General features: G+C 68.5%; 23 protein-coding genes. 18 read left to right on the forward strand and 5 right to left on the reverse strand.

The features are described 5' to 3' along the window. The first annotated feature begins 256 nt into the window (after positions 1-256). The 3 genes from aroA (at position 257) to rpsA (ending at position 4,125) form a co-directional block, all read left to right on the forward strand. Positions 257-1,594 carry a 3-phosphoshikimate 1-carboxyvinyltransferase gene (gene aroA, locus ACSVC7_RS02345; RefSeq protein WP_448202780.1) on the forward strand — a complete coding sequence of 446 codons (1,338 nt, stop codon included), beginning with the start codon at positions 257-259 and terminating at the stop codon, positions 1,592-1,594. Positions 1,595-1,604: 10 nt separating this feature from the next. Next, the gene (gene cmk / locus ACSVC7_RS02350; RefSeq protein ID WP_448202833.1) at positions 1,605-2,261 is read left to right on the forward strand and encodes a (d)CMP kinase; all 657 of its coding nucleotides are present in this window, start codon (positions 1,605-1,607) and stop codon (positions 2,259-2,261) included. A gap of 154 nt (positions 2,262-2,415) precedes the next feature. Next, a complete protein-coding gene (gene rpsA, locus ACSVC7_RS02355) occupies positions 2,416-4,125 on the forward strand; it encodes a 30S ribosomal protein S1 (protein ID WP_264654462.1) in 1,710 nt (569 codons plus the stop codon). A gap of 310 nt (positions 4,126-4,435) precedes the next feature. On the opposite strand, the gene ACSVC7_RS02360 is transcribed toward rpsA, so the two are convergent. Beyond that, positions 4,436-6,127, reverse strand: a complete 1,692-nt coding sequence (locus ACSVC7_RS02360; RefSeq protein ID WP_448202779.1) for a methyl-accepting chemotaxis protein — start codon at positions 6,125-6,127, stop codon at positions 4,436-4,438. 264 nt (positions 6,128-6,391) lie between these two features. Here ACSVC7_RS02360 and ihfB point away from each other — a divergent pair, with 264 nt between their 5' ends. From ihfB to ACSVC7_RS02425, 13 genes are all read left to right on the forward strand, one after another. Next, positions 6,392-6,676, forward strand: coding sequence for an integration host factor subunit beta (gene ihfB / locus ACSVC7_RS02365; protein ID WP_448202778.1), 285 nt, complete (start codon positions 6,392-6,394; stop codon positions 6,674-6,676). Between the two features lie 118 nt (positions 6,677-6,794). After that, a complete protein-coding gene (locus ACSVC7_RS02370; RefSeq protein WP_448202777.1) occupies positions 6,795-7,175 on the forward strand; it encodes a lipopolysaccharide assembly protein LapA domain-containing protein in 381 nt (126 codons plus the stop codon). Between the two features lie 191 nt (positions 7,176-7,366). After that, positions 7,367-8,491: an NAD(P)/FAD-dependent oxidoreductase gene (locus ACSVC7_RS02375; RefSeq protein WP_448202776.1), complete on the forward strand. Its 1,125-nt coding sequence runs from the start codon at positions 7,367-7,369 to the stop codon at positions 8,489-8,491. Positions 8,492-8,568: 77 nt separating this feature from the next. Further along, on the forward strand, positions 8,569-8,712 hold the full coding sequence (locus ACSVC7_RS02380) for a hypothetical protein (protein WP_448202775.1): 144 nt from the start codon (positions 8,569-8,571) through the stop codon (positions 8,710-8,712). 17 nt (positions 8,713-8,729) lie between these two features. Beyond that, on the forward strand, positions 8,730-9,158 hold the full coding sequence (locus ACSVC7_RS02385) for a YsnF/AvaK domain-containing protein (protein ID WP_448202774.1): 429 nt from the start codon (positions 8,730-8,732) through the stop codon (positions 9,156-9,158). Between the two features lie 4 nt (positions 9,159-9,162). Continuing rightward, positions 9,163-10,278 (forward strand): YsnF/AvaK domain-containing protein, encoded by a 1,116-nt coding sequence (locus ACSVC7_RS02390; RefSeq protein WP_448202773.1) that lies wholly within the window; start codon positions 9,163-9,165, stop codon positions 10,276-10,278. Positions 10,279-10,421: 143 nt separating this feature from the next. Then, entirely contained in the window at positions 10,422-11,156 is a 735-nt protein-coding gene (gene pyrF / locus ACSVC7_RS02395) for an orotidine-5'-phosphate decarboxylase (protein ID WP_448202772.1), read from the forward strand. Next, entirely contained in the window at positions 11,153-11,797 is a 645-nt protein-coding gene (locus tag ACSVC7_RS02400; RefSeq protein WP_448202771.1) for a phosphoribosylanthranilate isomerase, read from the forward strand. The genes pyrF and ACSVC7_RS02400 overlap by 4 nt, the downstream gene beginning before the upstream one ends. 156 nt (positions 11,798-11,953) lie before the next feature. Next, complete coding sequence (locus ACSVC7_RS02405) at positions 11,954-12,808, forward strand: hypothetical protein (RefSeq protein ID WP_448202770.1); 855 nt, start codon at positions 11,954-11,956, stop codon at positions 12,806-12,808. A 710-nt stretch (positions 12,809-13,518) separates the two neighbouring features. Then, on the forward strand, positions 13,519-14,418 hold the full coding sequence (locus ACSVC7_RS02410; RefSeq protein ID WP_448202769.1) for a diguanylate cyclase: 900 nt from the start codon (positions 13,519-13,521) through the stop codon (positions 14,416-14,418). Positions 14,419-14,525: 107 nt separating this feature from the next. Continuing rightward, positions 14,526-15,176, forward strand: a complete 651-nt coding sequence (gene upp / locus ACSVC7_RS02415; RefSeq protein WP_448202768.1) for a uracil phosphoribosyltransferase — start codon at positions 14,526-14,528, stop codon at positions 15,174-15,176. 126 nt (positions 15,177-15,302) lie between these two features. Further along, entirely contained in the window at positions 15,303-16,994 is a 1,692-nt protein-coding gene (locus tag ACSVC7_RS02420; protein ID WP_448202767.1) for an ABC transporter permease, read from the forward strand. Between the two features lie 102 nt (positions 16,995-17,096). Further along, positions 17,097-17,945, forward strand: a complete 849-nt coding sequence (locus tag ACSVC7_RS02425; protein ID WP_448202766.1) for a pirin family protein — start codon at positions 17,097-17,099, stop codon at positions 17,943-17,945. 69 nt (positions 17,946-18,014) lie between these two features. On the opposite strand, the gene ACSVC7_RS02430 is transcribed toward ACSVC7_RS02425, so the two are convergent. Further along, on the reverse strand, positions 18,015-19,052 hold the full coding sequence (locus ACSVC7_RS02430) for a Fe(3+) ABC transporter substrate-binding protein (RefSeq protein ID WP_448202765.1): 1,038 nt from the start codon (positions 19,050-19,052) through the stop codon (positions 18,015-18,017). A gap of 226 nt (positions 19,053-19,278) precedes the next feature. Between ACSVC7_RS02430 and ACSVC7_RS02435 the strand changes: the two genes are divergently transcribed. Both ACSVC7_RS02435 and ACSVC7_RS02440 read left to right on the forward strand, forming a co-directional pair. Then, positions 19,279-20,379: a serine hydrolase domain-containing protein gene (locus tag ACSVC7_RS02435; RefSeq protein WP_448202764.1), complete on the forward strand. Its 1,101-nt coding sequence runs from the start codon at positions 19,279-19,281 to the stop codon at positions 20,377-20,379. A gap of 123 nt (positions 20,380-20,502) precedes the next feature. Then, on the forward strand, positions 20,503-21,015 hold the full coding sequence (locus ACSVC7_RS02440; RefSeq protein ID WP_448202763.1) for an invasion associated locus B family protein: 513 nt from the start codon (positions 20,503-20,505) through the stop codon (positions 21,013-21,015). A gap of 64 nt (positions 21,016-21,079) precedes the next feature. On the opposite strand, the gene cobT is transcribed toward ACSVC7_RS02440, so the two are convergent. The 3 genes from cobT to cobS all read right to left on the reverse strand — a co-directional run bounded on the left by cobT (position 21,080) and on the right by cobS (position 24,488). Further along, a complete protein-coding gene (gene cobT / locus ACSVC7_RS02445) occupies positions 21,080-22,951 on the reverse strand; it encodes a cobaltochelatase subunit CobT (RefSeq protein ID WP_448202762.1) in 1,872 nt (623 codons plus the stop codon). Between the two features lie 81 nt (positions 22,952-23,032). Beyond that, positions 23,033-23,380: a GxxExxY protein gene (locus tag ACSVC7_RS02450; protein ID WP_448202761.1), complete on the reverse strand. Its 348-nt coding sequence runs from the start codon at positions 23,378-23,380 to the stop codon at positions 23,033-23,035. A 103-nt stretch (positions 23,381-23,483) separates the two neighbouring features. Continuing rightward, complete coding sequence (gene cobS, locus ACSVC7_RS02455; RefSeq protein ID WP_448202760.1) at positions 23,484-24,488, reverse strand: cobaltochelatase subunit CobS; 1,005 nt, start codon at positions 24,486-24,488, stop codon at positions 23,484-23,486. Positions 24,489-24,493: the final 5 nt, after the last annotated feature.

The raw sequence follows: 24,493 nt of genomic DNA on the forward strand, positions 1-24,493 counted from the left end.
GGTATACCCCCAGGACAGGGGTGGTCTTTACGCGCTGTTAACCATAATCGCTATACACATCGGCCACACGCAATGCATTCCTGCAAGGTTGATCCTGCTGGTCGGCCCTGATGGTTGGCGTTGGGTTCTCCTCCCTGAAAAAACTTGGGCCGCCCCTGGGGCGGCCCGTTTTATTTTCGGGCTGGCCCCCTCGCATCGCTCTGCCCTCTGTGCTAGCTAGTCCGGCCAAGTCCATTCCGAATTGGGGAGCCTTCCCATGATGCAGGCGAAGCCGCTGCGCTCGTCCTCCACCGGCGCGCTGGCCGGCACCGTCCGGGTGCCGGGCGACAAGTCCATCTCGCACCGGTCGCTGATGCTGGGCGCGGTCGCCGTGGGCGAGACCGTCATCCATGGCCTGCTGGAAGGGGAGGACGTTCTGCACACCGCCGCCGCGATGCGCCTGCTGGGCGCGCAGGCCGAGCGCGGTGCGGACGGCGTGTGGCGCGTGCGCGGCGTCGGCATCGGCGGGCTGGCGGAGCCGGCGCAGGTGCTGGACATGGGCAACAGCGGCACCGCGGCGCGCCTGCTGATCGGCCTCGTCGCCTCACACCCGATCACCTGCGTCTTCACCGGCGACGCCTCGCTGAACAAGCGCCCGATGGCCCGCGTGACCAACCCGCTGGAGCAGATGGGCGCGCGCTTCGTCGGGCGGTCCGGCGGGCGGCTGCCGCTGACCGTCATCGGCACCGACCAGACCGTTCCGATGGCCTACCGCCTGCCGGTGGCATCGGCCCAGGTGAAGTCGGCGATCATCCTCTGCGGCCTGAACACCGCCGGTGTCACCACCGTGATCGAGGCGGAGCCGACCCGCGACCACACCGAACTGATGCTGCGCCACTTCGGCGCCACCGTGACGACCGAGGAGATGGAGGACGGCGCGCTCGCCGTCTCCGTCGTCGGCCAGCCGGAGCTGACCGGCCGCGAGATTTTCGTGCCCGCCGACCCCAGCTCCGCCGCCTTCCCGGTGGTTGCGGCGCTGCTGCGTCCCGGCTCCGAACTCGTGCTGCCCGACGTCGGCATGAACCCCCGCCGCACCGGCCTCTTCGACACGCTGGTGGAGATGGGCGCCGACATCGCCTTCGAGAACCGGCGCGATCAGGCGGGCGAGCCGGTTGCCGATCTGCGCGTGAAGCACAGTTCGTTGAAGGGCGTCGTGGTCCCGGCCGAGCGCGCCCCGAGCATGATCGACGAGTACCCGGTCCTGGCCGCCGCCGCGGCCTGTGCCGAGGGCACCACGGTCATGCTCGGCCTGAAGGAATTGCGCGTGAAGGAGAGCGACCGCCTCGCCATGGTGGCGGATGGCCTGACCAAATGCGGCGTGAAGGTGGAGGTCGGGGCCGACGACAGCCTGACCGTCCACGGCACCGGCAAGCCGCCGCAGGGCGGCGCCACGGTCGCCACCGCCATGGACCACCGCATCGCCATGAGCTTCCTGGTGCTGGGCATGGCGTCGGCCGACCCGATCCAGGTGGACGACGGCGCCTTCATCGACACGAGTTTCCCGGGCTTCGTCGGTTTGATGAATGGTCTCGGCGCCAAAATCGCAGAGGTGTGACGTGATGGGTTTGGTGATCGCCATCGACGGCCCGGCCGCTTCCGGCAAGGGCACGCTGGCCAAGCGCGTGGCGAAGGCCTTCGGCTTCGCGCATCTGGACACCGGCGCGCTCTACCGCGCGGTCGGCGTCAGCGTGATCCGCGCCGGGGGCGACCCGGCGGACGCCGAGGCGGCCACGCGCGCCGCGCTGGACCTGCACCCGGAGGACGGCATCCTGGCCGACCCGGCGCTCCGCACCGACGAGGCGGCGCAGGCGGCCTCCAAGGTCGCGGTGGTGCCGGCGGTGCGCGAGGCGCTGCTGGATTTCCAGCGCCGCTTCGCCGAAAGGCCGCCGGGCGGGGCGCCGGGATCGGTGCTGGACGGACGGGATATCGGGACCGTCGTATGCCCCAGCGCCGATGCCAAGCTGTTCGTTACCGCTTCGGTAGAGGTGAGGGCGGACCGGCGACTCAAGGAGTTGCGGGCACGTGGGATTCCGGCTATACCCTCCGACGTCCTGGAGGACATGAAGGCTCGTGACGCGCGCGACAGCCAGAGAGCGGTGGCCCCGCTCCGGCCGGCTGGCGACGCTTTTGTGCTTGATACCTCCGCCATGAGCGCCGACCAGGCGTTCGACGCGGCGATTGCCTACATCGGATCGAAGACCGGTCTCGGCCCCAAGGCTTGAGCGGCGCGGTTCGGGCTCTCGGTTCTCCACGGAAAACTTTTCAACCAAGTCGCCGGGCGTGGTGCCCGGCGCGGCGGTCCCATCAGGGTTCCCCCCGTTTTGCCGCGGGGGAGGGCCGGGTCGGGAGCGCTTTCGGCCAACCTTAGGAGTTTCAATGGCACAAGCTATGGCCCGGACCGGCGAAAAGGAAAGCTTCGCGGCGCTTCTCGAGGAGTCGCTCGGCACGGCCGAGTCCCTCGAAGGCTCGGTCGTCAAGGGGCGCGTCGTCTCCGTCGAGAACGACATGGTCACCATCGACGTCGGCCTGAAGTCGGAAGGCCGCGTCGCGCTGAAGGAATTCGCCGTTGCCGGCCAGCCGCCCGAGCTGAAGGCGGGCGACACCGTCGAGGTGTACCTGGAGCGTATGGAAGACAAGAACGGCGAAGCCGTTCTGTCGCGTGAGAAGGCGAAGCGCGAAGAGGCCTGGGCCCTGCTGGAGAAGTCCTTCCAGGACCAGACCCGCGTCACCGGCGTCATCTTCGGCCGCGTCAAGGGCGGCTTCACCGTCGACCTGTCGGGCGCCGTGGCGTTCCTGCCGGGTTCGCAGGTGGACATCCGTCCGGTCCGCGACATCTCCCCGCTGCTGGGCACCCCGCAGCCGTTCCAGATCCTGAAGATGGACCGCTCGCGCGGCAACATCGTCGTGTCGCGTCGCGCCGTGCTCGAAGAGTCGCGCGCCGAGGCCCGTTCGGAACTGGTGGCCAACCTCAAGGAAGGCCAGGTTCTCCAGGGTGTGGTCAAGAACATCACCGACTACGGCGCGTTCGTGGATCTGGGTGGCGTCGACGGCCTGCTGCACGTCACCGACATCGCGTGGCGCCGCATCAACCACCCGTCCGAGGCCCTGCAGATCGGCCAGACCGTCACGGTCCAGGTCATCCGCTTCAACCCGGAAACCCAGCGCATCAGCCTCGGCATGAAGCAGCTTGAGGCCGATCCGTGGGAGGGCGTGGAAGCCAAGTACCCGGTGGGCGCCAAGTTCAAGGGCCGCGTCACCAACATCACCGACTACGGCGCCTTCGTGGAGCTGGAGCCGGGCATCGAGGGTCTGGTGCACGTCTCGGAGATGTCCTGGACGAAGAAGAACGTCCACCCGGGCAAGATCGTGTCGACTTCGCAGGAAGTCGAGGTCATGGTCCTGGACGTCGATCCGCAGAAGCGCCGCATCAGCCTCGGCCTGAAGCAGTGCCTGGACAACCCGTGGGAGACCTTCCTCGACAAGTTCGGCCCGGGCACGGAGCTGGAAGGCGAGGTCAAGAACATCACCGAATTCGGTCTGTTCGTTGGTCTGCCGGGCGACATCGACGGCATGGTCCACATGTCCGACCTCGACTGGAACAAGTCGGGTGAGGAGGCCATCGCCGAGTACAAGAAGGGCGACCGCGTCAAGGTCAAGGTCCTGGACGTGGACGTCGAGAAGGAGCGCATCTCCCTCGGCATCAAGCAGCTCGCGAACGATCCGTTCGAGGCTGCCACGGCCGGCCTGAAGAAGAACGACGTCGTCACCTGCACCGTCACCCAGGTCACCGATGGTGGCATCGAGGTTGCGGTCGGCGAGGGCTACACCGGCTTCATCCGCAAGTCGGACCTGTCCCGCGACCGTTCGGAGCAGCGCCCGGACCGCTTCGCCGTCGGCGAAAAGGTCGACGCGAAGGTCACCCAGATCGACCGCGGCTCCCGCCGCATCTCGCTGTCCATCAAGGCCCGCGAGATGGAGGAGGAGAAGCAGGCGATGGCCGAGTACGGTTCGTCCGACTCGGGCGCCTCGCTGGGCGACATCCTGGGCGCCGCCCTGAAGCGCAAGCAGCAGACGGGCGAGGAGTAAGGCACTTCCCCATCCCCCTCTCCCGCGCCAGCGGGGGAGGGTCGGGGAGGGGCACCGGCTCCAGCACTGGTACGAAAAGGCCGCCGTGGGCAACCACGGCGGCCTTTTTCTTTACGCGCTCTTCAGGCCCCTCGCCCGCCCAAGGGCTATCACGTTTAATTCCCTCTCCCCTCTGGGGAGAGGGTTAGGGTGAGGGGGTTGCGCTTTTGCCGGACCTGCCGCCATGCGCAACCCCCTCACCGGCCCTCCGGGCCACCCTCTCCCCAGAGGGGAGAGGGCTAAGGAAGCGGGCGAGGGGCTCTCACCCTCCTCACGCCGCCCGAATCCCGCTCAGGAAATTGCGGACCTCGCGCCGCAGGGAGTCGGCCTGCTCGTTCAGGGCTCCGGCGGCGGACAGCACCTGTTCGGCGGCGGCGCCGGCGGTGGCCGTGGCGTGGCTCACCTCGCTCACATCCGTCGAGGCGCGCTGGGAACCGACGGCGGCCTCCTGGACGTTGCGGGAGATCTCATTCGTGGCCGCGCCCTGCTGATCGACGGCCGAGGCGATGGTGCCGCTGATCTCGTGGATGGTGCCGATGGTCTCGCCGATGGCCTGAATGGCTTGCACGGCACTCGACGCCGCGGTCTGCATGGCGGTGATCTGGGCGGAAATGTCCTCGGTGGCCTTGGCCGTCTGGTTGGCGAGGCTCTTGACCTCCTGCGCCACCACGGCGAAGCCCTTGCCGGCCTCCCCGGCGCGGGCGGCCTCGATGGTGGCGTTCAGGGCCAGAAGATTGGTCTGGCTGGCGATGGACTGGATCAGGTCCACCACCTCGCCGATGCGCGTGGCCGAATCGGCGAGGCTGGCGACGGTCGCGTCGGTCTCCCGCGCCTGGGCGGTGGCGGAGGTGGCGATGCGCGAGCTGTCGGACACCTGCCGGGCGATCTCCCGCACCGAGGCGGCCATCTCCTCGGTCGCGGCGGCGACGGTCTGCACGCTGGCCGAGGTCTGCTCCGTGGCGCTGGCCGCGCTGGCCGCGCGCTGGCTGGTCTCGCTGGTCGTTTCGCTGAGCGCCGAGGCGCTGGCGCGCAACTGCGTCGCGGAGGAGGCGACCGTCTCCACCACGCTCTGCACCGCCTGCTCGAACCGGGCGGCCAGCCGCTCCATGTCGGCCTTGCGGGTGCGCTCCGCCTCCTCGCGCGTGCGGGCAGCGTCGGCCTGAAGGCGCTGCATCTCCTCGCCGTTGCGCTTGAACACCTCCGCCGCGCGGGCGAGCGCGCCGATCTCGTCGCGCTTGTCCACGCCGGGGATGGTCAGGCCCAGTTCGCCTTGGGCCAGTCGGGCGATGACGTCGGTGATGGCCTGCAGCGGACCGGTGATGGAGCGGCGGACCACCACCCAGGCCAGGGCCACGACCGCCAGGATGCCCACGGCCGCAAGCGCGCTGAAGGCCAGCCGCATCCGCGCGTAGAAATCGTCCAGATCCTGGACGACGGTGTCGATGTAGCGGTTGTTGCGCTCGGCCAGGGCTTCGATGGCGCGGTTCAGGGCCTGCCGGTTGGCGCGGTTGGCGTCGTTGTCGCCATAGGCGCGGGCGGCCGGCGGGCCTTCGCTGCGGCCGAGGTCGACGAGGCGGGCGCGGACGGCGATGAACTGGCCCGCGTGCTCCTTCACCTGGGAGAACTCCGCCCGCTGGTCGGCCGGGGTCAGCCGGTCCCAGCGCTCCAGCAGCGTGCGCATCCGCTCAAGCCCGGCGAGCAGCGGCTTGGCGAAGGGCTCCGTCTCAGCCCGGGTCTCCGCCAGATAGATGCCGCGCGAATCCATGACCACGGACAGCACGGCGGCGTTCACGCGCTCGCCCACGATGGCGCTTTCCGACGCCGCCTCGATGCGCGCAACCTTGGTCTGATAGACGCTGAGGGCGTACCAAGCCAACATCGCGATGGCCACCGCGACCATGGCAAGAAGGCCGACGAGGGCATAGACCCGCGATGCGATGCTGGTTGCGCGTGCTCCGACCATGCTGCGCTCCTCCTGCTGTGGCGTCCGAACGGGGTGCCCGGTCCAATTGGTGTGACCATTTTGGAGCGCATTTAGAAGAAATCAAAGGAAGCTTTTGTGCAACGCAGCATCCGCAACAACGCAGAGGGATTTTGCGCAGGAATCGCGCGTTTGCGGAAAACAATGGCGCCATAACGGCTTAGCTTGACGGTGCGGGCCTCGGATGGCACGCTTCGGCGCAGAGCGCGCGAGCCAACGCGCCCAAACCGGGGGAAACGGAACGCCATGACCAAATCAGAGCTGATCCAACGGCTCGCGGAGCGCAATCCGCACCTGTACCAGCGCGACATCGAAAAGATCGTCGGCACCATCTTCGACGAGATCTCCGACGCCCTGGCCCGCGGCGACCGGGTGGAACTGCGCGGCTTCGGCGCCTTTTCGGTGAAGCGGCGCGACGCGCGCACGGGACGCAACCCGCGCACGGGCGAAGCCGTGGAGGTCGGGGAGAAGGCGATCCCCTTCTTCAAGACCGGCAAGCAGCTGCGCGAACGCCTCAACACCGATGAATAAAGGCACCGACGAATAGCCGCACCGATGAACAGCCGCGCCGACGCCTAGAACGTTGTCATCACCGCCGGCCGGGCCTTCCGGCGGGCCGCCCCCGATTCCCGACACGAGGACACAGCCCGTGCGCTTTCTCGCCCTGATCATCACCGTTCCCATCGCGGTCGCCGCAGTGCTGTTCGCGATCTCCAACCGCGACCTTGTGACGCTGTCCCTGTGGCCGCTACCCTTCACGCTGCAGGCGCCGCTCTACCTCGCCACGCTGCTGGCGCTGGTGGTCGGCTTCGTGGCGGGTGGCATCGTCGCCTGGAACGCCCAGCGCCGCCACCGCCGCCGCGCGCGCCGCGCCTCCGACCGCGTGTCCTTCCTGGAGCGCGAGCTGAAGGAGACCCAGGCCCGCGCCGCCGCCGCGGAAAAGCGCCTGGCCGAGCAGAACCGCCCGGTCTCCGGCCCCGCCCTGCCGGCGGTGACGGCTCCGGCGAGCACGGCCCCGACGGTTCACTGAGGCTTCCCCCGACGCTCCCCCTCCCTAACCCTCCCCCGCTACGCGGTGGAGGGGACTGCCGCCGCTTTGTCGCCGCTTTGTCATGGATCCCCTCTCCCGCGAAGCGGGGGAGGGTTAGGGAGGGGGCAAACGCAGCATCCCGATCCTAAATCTCTGGTCCACACCTTCCGCCGAACTCTGTGGATTCCCGCATGTCCCTCCGCATCACCGTCGTCGGCGCCGGCATCATGGGGCTGTGCACCGCCTGGGCGCTGGCCCGGCGCGGGCATGAGGTCGCGGTCTTCGACCAGGGCCACGTCCCCAACCCCTTCGGCAGCTCCGTGGACCAGCACCGGCTGTTCCGCCACGCCTACGGCGCCAGCCAGGGCTACGCCCGCATGGCTGACACCGCGCTGGAGGCGTGGGAGCGGCTGTGGACCGACCTGGGCGAGCGGCTGCTGATCCCCACCGGCACGCTCTGCACCGCCTCGGCGGAGGACGGGCGGCGCTGGCTGGCCGACAGCGCGGCGGTGCAGGAATCGCTGGGGCGCCCCGTGCGGCGCCTGACGCCCGCGCAGCTCGCCGCGGAGTTCCCGCTGGTCGACGCCTCGGCGGTGGCGGAGGCGATCCACCTCGAGTCGGGCGGCGTTCTGCTGGCCGGCCGAATCGTCGAGTTGCTGAGCCACCACCTGAACACGCTGGGCGTGACCGTCCACGCCCGCACGCCGGTCACCGGCATCGACGCGGAGCGCGCGACCGTGACGCTGGCCGACCGCCGCATCATCGGGGCGGACGCCCTGGTCGTCGCGGCCGGGGCCTGGGTGACGAAGCTGCTGCCGGAGACGGCGGCGCGCCTGACCCCCTCGCGGCAGGTCATCGCCTACCTGATGCCGCCGGAGGGCTTGCGCGGCGTCTGGGCCAACGCGCCGATGCTGATCGACGCCGACGGGGAGAGCGGCGTCTACGTCGTCCCGCCCGTCGCCGGCACAACGATGAAGGCGGGCGATCACCGATTCTCCCGGACCGGCGACCCGGACGCCGACCGCGACCCCGATCCGGAGGAGGCGCGCGACGTGCTGGACCGCGCCCGCCGGGTGCTGGCGGACGGGCACCGCTACAGCATCGCCAACGCCGCGACCTGCTTCTACACCGTCACCGCGGACGAACGCTTCGTCGTGGAGCCGCTGGTGACGTCGATGTCCGGCCGCGCCTGGCTGATGAGTCCCTGTTCCGGCCACGGCTTCAAATTCGCCCCCGCGCTGGGGGAGGCGCTGGCCGCCGCCGTGGAGGCCCCCGAACGGGCAGGTGCCCTCTCCCTTTGGGCAGGGGGACGCTGAACCGCCGCACGGAACGGTCCCGTCGCGCTCCTGTTGGAAAGGACAACCCAGCCTCACCAACAGGGAGTAAACCATCCATGGCCGACGATCCTCGGAAAGTGGGCGTGTACGACACGGACGGTTCCCGAACGACCACGGGTGCCGCGGCCGGTCATGCGAATTGGTGGATCATCGCCCTCGTGGTGCTGCTGATCCTCGTCGCCCTGTACTTCATTCTGTAAGCCCCCGGGCGGCGGCCATGACCACGGAACGGCCCCACGCCGACGAGCAGATCATCCCCTTGCACGAAGAGGTTCTGTCCGTCGGGAAGCGCGCGGTCGAGCGTGGCCGCGTCCGCATCACAACCGAAGTCCGCGAGCGCGAGGAAAGCGTCGAGCAGGACCTCGACAGCGAAACGGTCGAGGTCGTCCGCGTGCCGGTCGGCCGCCCGGTCGATTCGCCGCCCGAGCCGCGCCAGGAAGGCGACGTCCTGATCGTCCCCGTCCTGGAGGAGGAGCTGGTCGTCACCAAGCGCCTCGTGCTGCGGGAAGAACTGCACATCCGCAAACAGACCACCCGGCGCACCGAACGCATCACGGAAACGCTGCGTTCCGAAGACGTCGCGGTCACGCGCGCCACCACGAACGACGACGCGCCCACACCACCAACAACGCCTCGACAGGAGTAGGTTCATGAACAGGAAGACCATCGTCGCGCTGTATGATGACCTGTCCAGCGCCGAACGCGTGCTTGGCGAACTGGACTCGGCCGGCCTGCGCCATGATTTCACGATGATGGGCGCCGACACCGCGAAGCTGAGCGCCATGAACAGCACCAGCGCCGTGAGCAGCACGGAAGCCCACAGCGGGACGTGGCGCCACGCCTCCGAATTCGGCTACGACACCGACACCGACTTCCACCACCGCGACAACCGCCTGTCCGTGCTGACCCGCATGGGCGTGCCGCGCGGCGACGCCGAGGTCTTCGCCGAGGGCATCCGGCGCGGCGGCGTGCTGCTCATCGGGCGGGTCGACGACACCCGCTGCGACGAGGCACTGGACATCATCGAACGGCACGGGCCGGTCGACATCGAGCATCGCGGCGCGGCCTATCGCGAGGCCGGCTGGACCGGCTACGACACCGCCGCCACCGATTACGACGCCACCCAGGCGACCGAGGAGCGGACCCGCTACGGCACCGGCTTGGGCGCCGCCGCGGCCTCGCTGCGCGACGTGAACACCACGGGCGTCGACCGCAAGGTCGAAACCGACACGACGCGCTCTGATGTTGGCCGCACCGACGTCGGCCGCACGGGCGTCGTCGGCACCGGCCAGGAAGAGCGCATCCCGGTCGTCGAAGAGCAGATTCACGTCGGCAAGCGCACCGTCGAGCGCGGCGCGGTCCGCGTCCGCAGCTATGTGGTCGAAACCCCGGTCGAGGAGCAGGTGCGCCTGCGCGACGAGAGCGTGGTCGTGGAGCGGCGTCCGGTCGACCGCGAACTCGGTGAAGTTCCGGCCGACGCCTTCCGCGAGCGCACCATTGAGGTGACCGAGACCGACGAGGAAGCGGTCGTCGAGAAGGCCGCCCGCGTCCGTGAGGAAGTGGTCATCCGCAAGGAAGCCGAGGAGCGCGCCCAGACCGTGTCCGACACCGTCCGCCGCACCGAGGTGGAAATCGACGACACCCGCACCGGCGCCGACCGCCCGCTGGACCGTGACCGTCCCCTGACGGATCGGCCGACCACCGACCTGTCGGGCGACCGTCCGCTCGATCGCGACCTCGACCGCGACCCGGCCCGCAAGCCGTAACGACGGCCTGCCCGCATCCCCTCTCCCCATCAGGGGAGAGGGGATGCGTTTTTCCGACGCCGCCGGAAGTCTGGTGATCCCGGCCGTCCCTTGTTAGGCTGCGCCTCCACGACCATCTGCCAGGGTTTGGAGAGACGCCCACCATGACCACGCCGGCCTCGCGCATCTTCTGCGCCGTCGATACGACCGACCTCGACACCGCACGCGACCTCAGCCGGCGGATCGGCGGAGTCGTCGGCGGCATCAAGCTGGGGCTGGAGTTCTTCATCGCGCACGGCCCGTCGGGCATCCGCGCGGTCATCGGTGAGGACGGCCCGCCGCTGTTCCTGGACCTGAAGCTGCACGACATCCCCAACACGGTGGCCGGCGGCGTGCGCGCGGCGCTGCCGCTGAAGCCGGCCTTCCTGACCATCCACACCTCCGGCGGCCCGGCCATGATGCGCGCGGCGGCCGAGGCCGCGGCGACTGCCGGTGCCGACCGTCCCAAAATCCTTGCCGTCACCGTGCTGACCAGCCTGGACGCCGCCGACCTGGAGTCGGTGGGCCAGCGCACCCCCGTGGCCGATCAGGTGAAGCGGCTGGCGCTGCTCGCCAAGCAGTCGGGCGTGGACGGGGTGGTGTGCTCCCCCGCCGAGGTGGCGCTGATCCGCGAGTCCTGCGGCCCCGACTTCATCCTGATGGTGCCGGGCATCCGTCCGGCCTGGGCCGCCGCCAACGACCAGAAGCGCGTCATGACCCCGGCCGAGGCGCTGGCCGCCGGGGCCGACCATCTGGTCATCGGCCGCCCGATCACCGGCGACGCCGACCCGGCGTCCGCCGCCCGCCGCATCCTTTCCGAAATCAAGGACGCGGAGATTCAGGGAGGAGCCGGCGCATGACCGTGCAGGTGAAGATCTGCGGCCTGAGCGAGCCCGAGTCGCTGCACGCCGCCGTGTCCGGCGGGGCGCGCTACGTCGGGTTCGTCTTCTACCCGGCCAGCCCCCGCTACGTCACCCCGTCCATGGCGGCGGAGCTGGCGCGGCTGGTGCCGACCGGCGTGCGGACGGTCGGGCTGTTCGTCGATCCCGACGACGATTTCCTGGAGCATGTGGTCAGCCAGGTCCCCTTCGATCTGATCCAGCTGCACGGAAAGGAAACCCCGCGCCGCATCGCCGAGGTGAAGGCCGCCTTCAGCATCCCCGTGATGAAGGCGATCAAGGTCGGCGGCCCGGAGGATTTGGCCACGGCGCTGGACTATGCGGAGGTTGCCGACCGCCTGCTGTTCGACGCCAAGCCGCCGGCCAAGGTGGCGAGCCTGCCGGGCGGCAACGGCATCGCCTTCGACTGGACCTTGCTGGCCGGGCGAAGCTGGCCGCGCCCCTGGATGCTGTCCGGCGGCCTGAAGGCCGAGAACGCGGCGGAGGCGGTGCGGGTCACCGGCGCCACGGCGCTGGACGTCTCCTCCGGCGTGGAAAGCCGTCCCGGCCACAAGGACCCGGCGCTGATCCGCGATTTCCTGGGCACCGTCGCCGCGCTGTAGGGCTGGAGTCACGGACCTCCGCACCGTTGCCCGCGCGGCGGTGCGGCAATTTTTCATCGCGCGGGTTGCAGAAAATTACCATGCATTTTTGACGGCCCGCCGGTTCTCGCATATCGTGTGCGGAGACGATCTCTCTTCAACGTGTGCGGGGCGGGCATGGCGATCGACGCGACGAAGCTGTTTGCGGCAACGAGCGGGCAAGTCGCCCCCAAGTCCGGATCGCCGTGGAAGACCGCGTCCGCCGATTCGTCGGAACACTTCAAGGCCGTCGCCAAGCCCAAGGCCGCCGCGAAGACCGACCAAGTTGAGGTCAGCGAACTGGGCAAGGCTTTGACCGGCAAGGCCGCCGACCTGTTCGGTCATCTCGACAAGAAGGTCCGGGGGAAGCTGGAGGATCTGGTCAAGACCAAGATGATCTCGGCGGAGGAGGTCAACCTTGGCCTACGGGCCGAAGCGACCTTCGCCTTGTTCGGGCGCTTCATGAGCGAGGCGGCCCCGAACGACGAGCAGAAGGCCTTGAGCGCCCGGGGCCAGGAAGTTCGAAAGGCGGAGGACGCGAAGGACGCGGAGCTTTACGGCGTCTTCGGCGAATACGCCCAGAACCGGAACCGCGGGATCGATACTCCCGAGGCGATGGACGCCCTCATGAAAACGATGGACGGCATCCGGGAAAAGGAGGCGGCGATCCGCGCCAAATACGATCCGGACGACGGAAAAAGCAATTCCGATGAACTCGGCGAACTGGCGCAGGCTCATTTCCGGATCAATTTCGAGCGCTTCAAACAGCTCGATCTTGGGGAGGACGATTACCGTGGCGACAAGCTCGTCTCGGACAAGGAAATGGCCGCGAAGGACAAGCTGAGCAATCTCCTCGACAAGACCGGCGTCGACTGGCCGAAATACATGTACGACTCGCGCCGCTACGCCGCGAGTGTCAACATCCCCGGCCTCGGAAAGGGGGCGGAACTGCCGCCTTGGGAATCCCGCGAGAAGGGACCCGGCACCCGCTGACGGCGGCGCAATCGCCTTTCAATTCCCTCTCCCCTCCGGGGAGAGGGTTAGGGTGAGGGGGGTGCGCTTTTGCCGGACGTACCAACATGGCGGGACCCCCTCACCGGCTCTCGGCGAAGCTCCTCTTCGCCTGACGCCGACAGCGCAAACTTCGTTCGCGCGAGAGGCCCTCCGGGCCACCCTCTCCCCGGAGGGGAGAGGGCTTTACGGCCAAATGCGATCACACCAGCGGTCGTCCCTCACGTTCTTGATTCGTTTTGGCGGCTCCGATACTCTCGTCCCATCATCGACCGAATTCCGCCTTGTGACCGCCGCGCCTGACGATGGTTGGCGCGGTGCGCGTGCCTCCACCCCGATGGTCTTGAGCGCCGTTGTGCAGAAGGCGCACATAGGACGTGTACGCACAAATGGCGCCATGCCATTGAACGGGAACGCAAAAGGGCCGATCCTGTCCATTGTGCAGCGGGTGCTCACTGCACAATCCGCCCAACGATGCACAACGATGCACAACAGTCCCTCCGCCGGGGCGGGAGGGGAGCTTGCGATGGGGGGAACTGTGCGACCGGAAAACTTGCCGGACACCTCATCTTTGCGTCAAATGGTCGGCCTTATCTTCGTCGCATGATATGCTCGCGTGCGTGCGTCTAAGATAGCGGCTGTTCGCCGTGCGCGGCGGCGGCTCACTTTTCCGGGAAGGCCACGGAACGCTTATGACCGACTCGACCGACTCGCTTTCCCCGGCCGAGAGCCTTGGCATCGTGCTCGACGAGCATGTGTGCTGGATCGGCCAGTGGCACCGCGCGGCCTTCTTCCGCGGCGGCGAGGGGGGGATGCGCGTGTCGGCGCCGGCGTCCTTCGCGGCGTGGTGCGTGGCGGCCCGCAAGGACGATCTCGTTCACCAGCCGGCGGTGCGCAAGCTGGTCACCCTGCACGAGCAGATGCACCGCCACGCCAAGCTGGTGCTGCTGAAGGCCGCCGACGGCGACGCGCCGACCGAGTCGGAGTATGAGGCGGTGATGGGCCGCTTCGAGGAGTTCATCCTGCAAATCCGCCGGGTGGAGCGCGCCTTCGGGGCCGCCGCCAGCGGGCTGGACCCGCTGACCGGCCTGCGCACGCGCCGCGGCATGCAGGAGGCGCTGGAGAGCGAGATGAACCGCTTCCGCCGCGCCGGGCAGGCCTTCTGCATCGCGATCTGCGACATCGACAAGTTCAAGGGCATCAACGACACCTACGGGCACGACATCGGCGACCGCGTGCTGGCGGCCACCGCCGCCGCGATCAGCCGGGGCGTCCGCAGCTTCGACGAGGCCTTCCGCATGGGCGGGGAGGAATTCCTGATCTGCCTGAAGGAAGCCAACATCGACGAGGGCTTCCGCGTTATCGACCGGCTGCGCATGGACCTGATGGCGTCGCCGGTCATCCTGCCGGACGGCCGCTCCATCTCGGTCACCGCGTCCTTCGGGCTGGTGGAGGCGGAACTGGACGTGCCGGTGGACGAGATGGTGGTGTGCGCCGACCGCGCGCTCTACCAAGCCAAGAATTCCGGCCGCAACCGCGTGATCCGCTATGGCCTGGACCAGCCGGTGACTGCCCCGGTCAGCCATCGCTGAGTCCACCGCCGAGTTCCCCGATAAGCTGACCCCGCTTATGGGCGGCTTGGCCGGAGGCGGGCCGGCGGGGTAGGATCACCGTGACGTCCAGGTCCGGCACGGAATCCATGCACACCATTCCTGAATTTCCCAATCTGTTCATCCTCGACCACCCGCTGATCCAGCACAAGCTGACGCTGATGCGGGCGAAGGAGCGGTCCACCGGCGGCTTCCGCACGCTGCTGCGCGAGATCTCCCTGCTGATGGGCTACGAGATCACCCGCGACCTGCCGCTGACGACCGAGCGGATCGAGACGCCGCTCCAGCCCATGGACGCGCCGGTGATCGCCGGCAAGAAGCTGGCCATCGTGCCGGTGCTGCGCGCCGGCCTCGGCATGGCGCAGGGCCTGCACGAGCTGGTGCCGTCGGCGCGCGAGGGGCACATCGGCCTCTACCGCGACCACGACACCAAGATGCCGCACGAATATCTGGTGAAGCTGCCGGAGGCGGAAGGGCGCCTGTTCATCGTGGTGGACCCGATGCTGGCGACCGGCAATTCCGCCGTGCACGCCTGCGACGTGCTGAACCGCCACGGCGTGGACGACGAGAACATCCGCTTCATGGCGCTGGTCGCCGCACCCGAGGGCATGCGCGTCTTCGCCGCCGCGCACCCGCGCGTGAAGGTCTTCACCGCCTCGCTCGACAGCCATCTGAACGAGGATGCCTACATCGTCCCCGGCCTCGGCGACGCCGGCGACCGCATGTTCGGCACCAAGTAGGCGTTCCGAAAGCCGCGTTCCCGCCCGGTCCTCACGAGGAGGGCGGGGACCGGCCTATCGCCATTGCGACTTATTCTCATTGTGTGAGACGATGGGGCACCTCCACTCCCACGGACGTGCCTCACCGTGACCACCGACAGCCTCGACCAGATCCGCGCCCCGCGCGCCTTGGCCTTCCGCCTCCGCGTCAGCGGCTGGACGGTCGCGACGCTGCTGATCGCCGCGCTGGTGGCGTTGCCGGTGCTGGCGGTCCTCAGCCGCGTCTTCATCCCCACCGACGGCGTGTGGGAGCACCTCGTGGACACGGTTCTGGCGGAGTATCTGCTGAACACCGTGCGCCTCGTGGTCGGGGTGGGCGTGGGAACGCTGGTGATCGGGGTGGGGACCGCGTGGCTGGTCACCATGTGCCGCTTTCCCGGCAGCCGGGTGCTGGAATGGGCGCTGCTGCTGCCGATGGCGGTGCCGGCGTACGTCATGGCGTACGTCTACACCGACCTGCTCCAGTTCGTCGGCCCGGTGCAGACCGCCCTGCGCGCGGCGTTCCACTGGACGCGGCGGGATTACTGGTTTCCGGACATCCGTACGCTGGAAGGAGCCGCGTCGATGATGACGCTGGTGCTCTACCCGTACGTCTATCTGCTGTCCCGCGCCGCCTTCCTGGAACAGTCCGTGTGCGTGCTGGAGGTCAGCCGTACGCTTGGCCGGGGGCCGTGGCGCAGCTTCTTCACGGTGGCGCTGCCGCTGGCCCGGCCCAGCATCGTCGCCGGGCTGGCGCTGGTGCTGATGGAGGTGCTGGCCGACTTCGGGACGGTCCAGTATTTCGCCGTGAACACCTTCGTCACGGGCATCTACCGCACATGGTTCGCCATGGGCCAGCCGGTGGCGGCCGCGCAGCTCGCCGCCGTGCTGATGGGGTTCGTGCTGGTGCTGCTGCTGATGGAGCGCTGGTCGCGCCGGCAGGCCCGCTACCACCACACCACCACGCGCTACCGCCGCCTGCCGAAGCACCGGCTGACCGGCTGGCGGGCCGCCGCCGCGCTGGTCGCCTGCGGGCTGCCGCTGCTGCTGGGGTTCGTGCTGCCGGCGGGGCTGCTGGTGCGCATGGCGCTGACGGCGGGAGACGCGGCCTTCGGGGCGATGTTCCTGACGCTGGCGCGCAACAGCTTTACGCTGGCCGCGCTGGCGGCGGTGCTAGCCGTGGCGCTGGCCTTGGTGCTCGCCTACGGGCAGAGACTGCGCCCGACGCCGCTGCTGAAGGGGGCGGTGCGCGTGGCGGCCATGGGCTACGCCATTCCGGGCTCGGTCATCGCGGTCGGCGTGCTGATCCCCTTCGCGCGGGTGGACAACGCCATCGACGGCTTCCTGCGGCAGAGTTTCGGCGTCTCGTCGGGGCTGTTGCTCAGCGGCACCATCGCGGCGGTGCTGTTCGCCTATCTGGTGCGTTTCCTGGCCGTGTCCTTCAACACCATCGAGGCGAGCCTGGGGAAAATCCGCCCGACCATGGACTTCGCCGCCCGCGTGCTGGGCCAGACCGCCGGACGGACGCTGATCCGGGTGCACGCGCCGATCATGTGGGGCAGCCTGCTGACCGCCGGCCTGCTGGTCTTCGTGGACGTGATGAAGGAGCTGCCGGCGACGATGATCGTGCGGCCCTTCAACTTCGACACGCTGGCCGTGCGCGTCTACACGCTGGCCTCCGACGAGCGGCTGACCGAGGCGGCGACCGGGGCGCTCGCCATCGTCGCGGTCGGCATCCTGCCGGTGATCCTGCTGAGCCTGTCCATCGGCCGTTCCCGCCCCGGCCAAGCCGACGAGTGATACTGTTGCGCCGCGGACAACGGTGTTGCGCGTCGGCAATCCTTTATCCAAGAGCCCGGGACGATTACCTCTTCCTCAGTCCGAACGCCTGAGGAGGAGTCCATGAGCGCCGCAACCATCCGCCCCGTCCTGGCCGCCGTCGAGGGCGTGGAGGCGTCCGACGGGGCCGGCGTGCGCATGACGCGCATGGTCGGCACGCAGCGCCTGCGCATGCTCGACCCGTTCCTGATGCTGGACTTCTTCGGGTCGGACGAGCCGCAGGACTATCTCGCCGGCTTCCCCGACCACCCGCACCGTGGCTTTGAGACGGTGACCTACATGCTGGCCGGCCGCATGCGCCATTGGGACAACCACGGCCATGAGGGCGTGATCGAGACCGGCGGCGTGCAGTGGATGACCGCCGGGCGCGGCGTGATCCATTCCGAGATGCCGGAGCAGACCGAAGGCCTGATGAAGGGCTTCCAGCTGTGGATCAACCTGCCGGCCCGCCTGAAGATGTCGGAGCCACGCTACCAGGAATTTCCGGCGGCCCACATCCCGGTGGAGACGCGCGCGGACGGCGCGACCGTCACGGTGATCGCCGGCACGACGGGGCAGGGCACCGCCGGCCCGATCCAGGCCGGCCCGACCGAGGCCCGCTATTTCGACGTGCGGCTGCCGGCCGGCGCCACCTTCGCCGAATCGGTCCCCGCCGACCACACCGCCGCGCTGGTGGTGTTCGAGGGCTCCATCGCCGTGCCCGGCTCGCCCGGCCGCCTGGGCGGTCCGCGCGTGGTGGTGCTGGGCGAGGGCGACCGGGTGGAAGCCACCGCCGGCCCGTCCGGCGCGCGCTTCCTGCTGCTGTCCGGCAAGCCCATCGGCGAACCGGTCGCCTGGGGCGGTCCCTTCGTCATGAACAGCCGCGAGGAGGTCATGCAGGCCTACCGCGACTTCGAGGAAGGACGGTTCTGAACCGCCCAAAAGAAAAGGGGCGCATCCCCACCGCTGGGATGCGCCCCTCTTGCAACGCCGGTTGGTGGCTTACTTCCAGCCGGCGCGGTCCATGATCTTCAGGGCCTCGGCGTTGTTCTTGCCGTAGACCGCCGCGTTCAGCGGGTCTTCCTTGAAGCTGCCCCAGCCCGTCAGGACCGGCACGGTCGGCGCGCCGGCGACGATGGGGTATTCGAAGTTCTGCTCGGTGAACATGCGCTGGGCGTCCGGGCTGATCAGATACTCCAGGAACTGCACCGCGGCGGCCTTGTTCGGCGCGTTCCTGGCGACGCCGGCGCCGGAGATGTTGACGTGCGTGCCGCGGTCGCCCTGGTTGGGGAACACCACGCCCAGCTTGTCGGCGATGGCCTTGTCCTCCGGCTTGGTGGAGGCCGCGAAGCGCGCGAAGTAGTAGGTGTTCGACACGGCCACGTCACCCTCGCCCGCGGCGACGGCCTTGATCTGGTCGCTGTCGCCGCCCTGCGGCTTGCGGGCCATGTTGGCGACGATGCCCTTGGCCCAGTCCTCCGTCGCCTTCTCGCCATGGGCGGCGAGCAGCGAGCCGACCAGCGACTGGTTGTAGACGCTGCTGGAGGAGCGGACGAGCAGGCGGCCCTTCCACTTCGGGTCGGCCAGCGATTCGTAGCTTGCCAGTTCCTCCGGCTTCACGGTGGCCTTGTTGTAGACCAGCACGCGGGCGCGCTTGGAGATGCCGAACCAATAGCCTTCCGGCTCGCGCAGGTGGGCGGGGACGGCGGCTTCCAGAGCCTTGGAGCGGGTCGGCTGGAGCAGCCCGGCCTCCTGCGCGCGCCACAGGCGGCCGGCGTCCACGGTGATCAGCACGTCGGCCGGGCTGTTGGCGCCTTCGGTCTTGATGCGCTCGATCAGCTCGTCTTCCTTGCCCTCGATCAGGTTGACCTTGATGCCGGTCTGCTTGGTGAAGGTGTCGTAGAGGGCCTTGTCCACGTCGTAGTGGCGCGAGGAATAGATGTTCACCTCAGCCGCGCCGGCCGTCGCGGTGGCGCCGAAGGCGGCGAGCAGCGTGGCTGCGAAGGTGGCGGCCAGCGCGCCGCGCGATCCGATGTGCATCCTCAGTGACTCCCGATGTCCCGCGTCTCGGCTCCGCAAATGCGAAGCGTTCTCATGCGCACCTTGGCGGCAGGGCGTTGGTGCTGTCAAGCGCGAATGAGAAACGTTCGCAAATTACCCGCGCCGAACCGCCGCGCCCGGCGGGAAACGACGACGCTGCGCGATCCGACGCGGCGGCCTATGATCCCGCTCCGGACCAACGGGAGCATGGGGAGCGGGGCACGGTATGCACAAGGATGGTTGGCGCGGCCGGGGCCGCGGGGTGATCAGGGCCGCTTTGTCCGCAACCCTGCTGGTGGTGGCGCTATGGCCGGCCACGGCGCCCGCGCGGACCCTCAACGAGCGCCTTCAGGGCATGCTCGACCGCTTCCTGCAAGCGGAGGAGCTGGACGGCGGCATCCTCCTCGTCTCCGGGCCGAACGGGCGGCAGGTCGTCGTGTCCGGGATCGCCGACCGGCGGGGGCGCGTGCCGGTGGAGGAGGGCACACGCTTCTACGTCGCCTCGGCCGGCAAGATGGCGACGGCGGTCGCCGTGTTGCAGCAGGTCGAGGAGGGGCGTCTGGCGCTGGACCGGCCGATTCGCGATTCGGTGGGGGCGTTGCCGCTCGGCGGGCTTGCCAACGCCAAGCGGGCTCGGCTGGTCAACCTGCTCGACCACAGTTCGGGCATTCCCGACTACATCACCGACGCCTACGCGGAGGAGGAGCAGGCCCGTCCTGACCAAAGGCGCGACGCGGCGACCCTGCTGGCCTTCGCCAATGGCGAGCCGGCGACCGGACCCGTGGGCGGTCTTTACGACTATTCGAACAGCAACTACGTCCTGCTGGGCCACATCGCGTCGGTGGCGGACAGTGCCCCTTTCGCTCAAGTGCTGGAGCGGCGTGTGCTGGGTCGTGCGGGCATGAGCGCCACGACCGTCGGCGCCGACCCGCGCGATCGCCGGCTCGCCCACGGCTACACCGAGGATGGCGACGTCAGCCGGGCCTGCTGGGCCGCGACGACCGGCGATGGGCCGTTGGTCACCACGGCGGGCGACCTGGAACGCTTCCTCTTCGCCCTGTTCCGCGATGGGAGCCTGCTCGGCCCGGCGATGCTGAAACGCATGCTGGTCCCGTCGGAAAACGAGGAAGGGCAGGGGCTCGGGCTGGCGCTCTCGACGGACCGGTGGGGCCGCTCCGCCGGGCACACGGGCCGCTACGACGGATTCGAAGCGGACGTCCGCTACTACATCGACCGGCAGACGGCGCTGATCTTCCTGACGAACGGCAACCAGCAGTCCGACGACGATTTTCTCGAATCGGTCGCGGCGGCCGTCTTTTCCCGGTAGCCGCCTCTGGTAACTGCCGGCGGGTTCCCCGAAAGGCTTGTTCCACTTTGGGGTATGCCTATAATCCCGGCGGGCGAGTTGCCGCCCGACCGCAACATTCCGCGATGGCAAGGGGCCGAGACGATGCGTTGGACAGTTCTCTTCGCTTTTGGTGCGGCTCTGCTGTCCGCGATCGCCGCCGCGCCGGCCTCCGCCGTCGATTTCTCCAAGTCCGCCGCCGAGTTCGGGCCGGAAGGGGCGTGGTCGAACCATTGCGACATCGACCGCATGACCGACACCAAGGTCTGCCGCCTGATGAACTACCGCCTGTTCGACGACGGGAAGGAGGTCGGCTTCGTCGGTCTCAGCGTCATCCCGACCGGCAACGACTACCACCTGTTCCTGACGACCAGCCAGGGCATGATCGAAAGCTGCGCCATCCGCGTGGACCGTCAGCCGCGCATCGAGACGCAGATCGCCACGCTGAACATGTGCATGTTCCCGAACTTCGTGTCGGGCCGCGTGGTGGACCAGTTCCGCAACGGCTCCACGGTGCTGGTGCGCGTGAACTTCCTGCGCGCCGGCAAGCGCGACATCGACTTCCCGCTGAACGGCTTCTCCCGCAACTTCGAAGAGATGCAGCGGAGTTTGCAGTAAGCGGGCCTTGCTCGGCTTCAAACGAAAATGGCGCGGGGGGTTCCCGCGCCGTTTTCGTTTCGGCTCACCGCCAGGGACCGCGGCCCCCGCCGCGGCGGTCGTCCTCGTCGAACAGTTCGGCCAGCTTGTTCATCATGGTGCCGCCCAGCTGCTCCGCGTCCACGATGGTGACCGCGCGGCGGTAGTAGCGGGTGACGTCGTGGCCGATGCCGATGGCGACCAGTTCGACCGGTGAGCGCGTCTCGATGTACTCGATCACCTGCCGCAGGTGGCGCTCCAGATAGTTGCCGGCGTTGACCGACAGGGTCGAATCGTCCACCGGCGCGCCGTCGGAGATGACCATCAGGATGCGGCGCTGCTCCGACCGGCCGATCAGGCGGTTGTGCGCCCACATCAGCGCTTCGCCGTCGATGTTCTCCTTCAGGATGCCTTCGCGCAGCATCAGGCCCAGGTTCTTGCGCGCGCGCCGCCAGGGCTGGTCGGCCGCCTTGTAGACGATGTGGCGCAGGTCGTTCAGGCGGCCGGGGTTGGCCGGCTTGCCGGACGCGATCCAGCTTTCGCGGGCCTGCCCGCCCTTCCAGGCGCGGGTGGTGAAGCCCAGCACCTCCACCTTCACCGCGCAGCGTTCCAGCGTGCGGGCCAGGATGTCGGCGCTCATGGCGGCGATGGAGATCGGCCGGCCGCGCATGGAGCCGGAATTGTCGATCAGCAGCGACACCACCGTGTCGCGGAAGTCCGTCTCCTTCTCCTTCTTGAAGGAGAGGGGCAGGACTGGGTTGACGACGATGCGGGCGAGGCGTGCCGCGTCCAGGATGCCCTCGTCCAGGTCGAACTCCCAGCTGCGCTGCTGCTTGGCGAGCAGGCGGCGCTGCAGGCGGTTGGCGAGCTTGGAGATCACGCCCTGGAGGTGCTGCAGCTGCTGGTCCAGCATGTGGCGCAGCCGCGCCAGCTCGTCCGGATCGCAGAGGTCGGCGGCGTCCACCACCTCGTCGAACTGGGTGGTGAAGGGCTTGTAGGCGTTGGGATCGGGCTCGTTGCGGCGGTTGAACTCCGGGCGCCAGGGCTGGCCGGGGCCGGCCGGCTCCTCGGCACCTTCGCCCTCGCCCATCTCGGTGTCGCCGTCCTCGCCGGTGCCTTCCTCGGCCTGCTCGCCCTGGTCGGACTCCTGCATGTCCGGAGAGGTCATCGATTCGGACTGGGTCTGGACGTCCTCGGAGCCCTGGGACTGGCCGCTGTTGGGCTCGTTCTCGTCCTCGTCGGACTGGCGCTCGTCCTCCTCGGGCTCCTGCTCGTCCTCCGGTTCGTTGCCGACCTCCATGTCCAGTTCGGCCAGCAGCTTGCGGACGGCGCGGGCGTAGGAGTCCTGGTCGCCCATGTGCTGGGCCAGGCCGTGCAGATCCTTACCCAGCTTCTCCTCGATCCAGTTGCGCCAGAGATCCACGGCGTGGCTGGCCGCCGGGGGCGGGGTGGCGCCGGTCATGGCCTCGCGCGCGACGAGGCGCAGCACCTCGGCCAGCGGAACCTGCTCGCGCTCCTCCAACCGGTCGAAGCCCTGCTTGTGGTAGCGCTCGTCCAGCGCGGCTTCCAGGTTGGCGGCGATGCCCGGCATGTGGCGGGCGCCCAGCGCCTCGCAACGGGCCTGCTCCATGGCATCGAAGGCGGCGCGGGCCGAATCGCCCAGCGGCATCCGCTGGAGATGGATGGCGTTGTCGTGGAAGCGCAGCCGCAGCGACACCGCGTCGGCGGCCCCGCGCAGCGTGGCGACGTCCTGCGGGTTCAGGTCGCGCGCGGGGGTGGGGATGCGCACGCGCAGCCCGGCCACGCCCGGCGGCTCCGTGGAAAAGCCCACCTGCACATCGGCCCGCCGCGATAGGGCGCGCACCGTGGCGGCGGTGGAGCGCTTGAAGGCTTCGACGGGGTTTTCGCGTTCGGTCATGGCGGGCTGTCGGCAGGGGTGGAAACTACAGGGGCTTTACGGATTTCACGGATTTGAGCACGGATTACACGGATTTTTTCCTCAAGGGAGCACACGCCGGACGGTCAGGCTCGGTGTTCCGAAGTTGAGCAAAAGCCCGACCGGCATTTTGCTCGCCCGCAGATAATTCACCACCTGCTTGATGTGCGGTTGGGCAATAGCCTCCGCGACCTTCAATTCGACGATGACCTGATGTTCGACCACGATGTCGGCGAAATAGGTTCCGACGCTCATTCCCTTGTAGGAAACGCCGAACGGCACCTCCATGCCGACATCGAGATTGCGGCTGCGGAGTTCATGGACGAGGGCGTTCTGGTAAACCAGCTCGACGAAGCCTTGCCCAAGCGCGTTGAAAACCTCGAAAGCGGCTCCAATGATGCACTCGGTCAATGCCTCCGTCTGTTGATCCAGCCTAACCCTCATCCGTGAAATCCGTGTCCAAATCCGTGAAATCCGTGAAGATTGAGTGCTTCCGGACCAACGGACCGGCCACTTACACCAGGTTCGCCTGCACCCCCGTCTCCGGAAGCTCCACGCCGAAGCAGCGCTGGTAGTATTCGGCCACCGTCGGGCGTTCCACCTCGTCGCACTTGTTCAGGAAGGTGATCCGGAAGGCGAAGGCGACGTCGTTGAAGATCTTGGCGTTCTCGGCCCAGGTGATGACCGTGCGCGGGCTCATCACGGTGGAGATGTCGCCGTTGATGAAGCCGGCGCGGGTCAGGTCGGCCAGCCGGACCATGGAGGCCACGGTCTTGCGCCCCGCCTCGTCGCCGTATTCCGGCACCTTGGCGGCGATGATCTTCACCTCGGCGTCCAGCGGCAGGTAGTTCAGGGTCGCCACGATGTTCCAGCGGTCCATCTGACCCTGGTTGATCTGCTGCGTGCCGTGATACAGGCCGGTGGTGTCGCCCAGGCCCACGGTGTTCGCGGTGGCGAACAGGCGGAAGGCCGGGTGGGGGCGGATGACGCGGTTCTGGTCCAGCAGGGTCAGCTTGCCCTCGACCTCCAGCACGCGCTGGATGACGAACATCACGTCCGGGCGGCCGGCGTCATACTCGTCGAAGACCAGCGCGCAGGCGTGCTGAAGCGCCCAGGGCAGGATGCCTTCGCGGTATTCCGTCACCTGAACGCCGTCGCGCAGCACGATGGCGTCCTTGCCCATCAGGTCGATTCGGCTGATGTGGCTGTCCAGGTTGATGCGGATGCACGGCCAGTTCAGGCGGGCGGCCACCTGCTCGATGTGGGTGGACTTGCCGGTGCCGTGATAGCCCTGGACCATGACGCGCCGGTTGTGCGCGAAGCCCGCCAGGATGGCGAGCGTCGTGTCCCGGTCGAAGCGGTAGGCTTCGTCGATGTCCGGCACGTGTTCCGTGCGCTGGCTGAAGGCCGGCACCTGCATGTCGCTGTCGATGCCGAAGACTTGACGCACCGACAGGGTGATGTCGGGAACGTGGTCGAACAGGGCCGAGCTGGCCTGCGTGGCTCCTTGAGAAGGCATGGGAG

This window comes from Azospirillum mesophilum, from assembly GCF_053470405.2.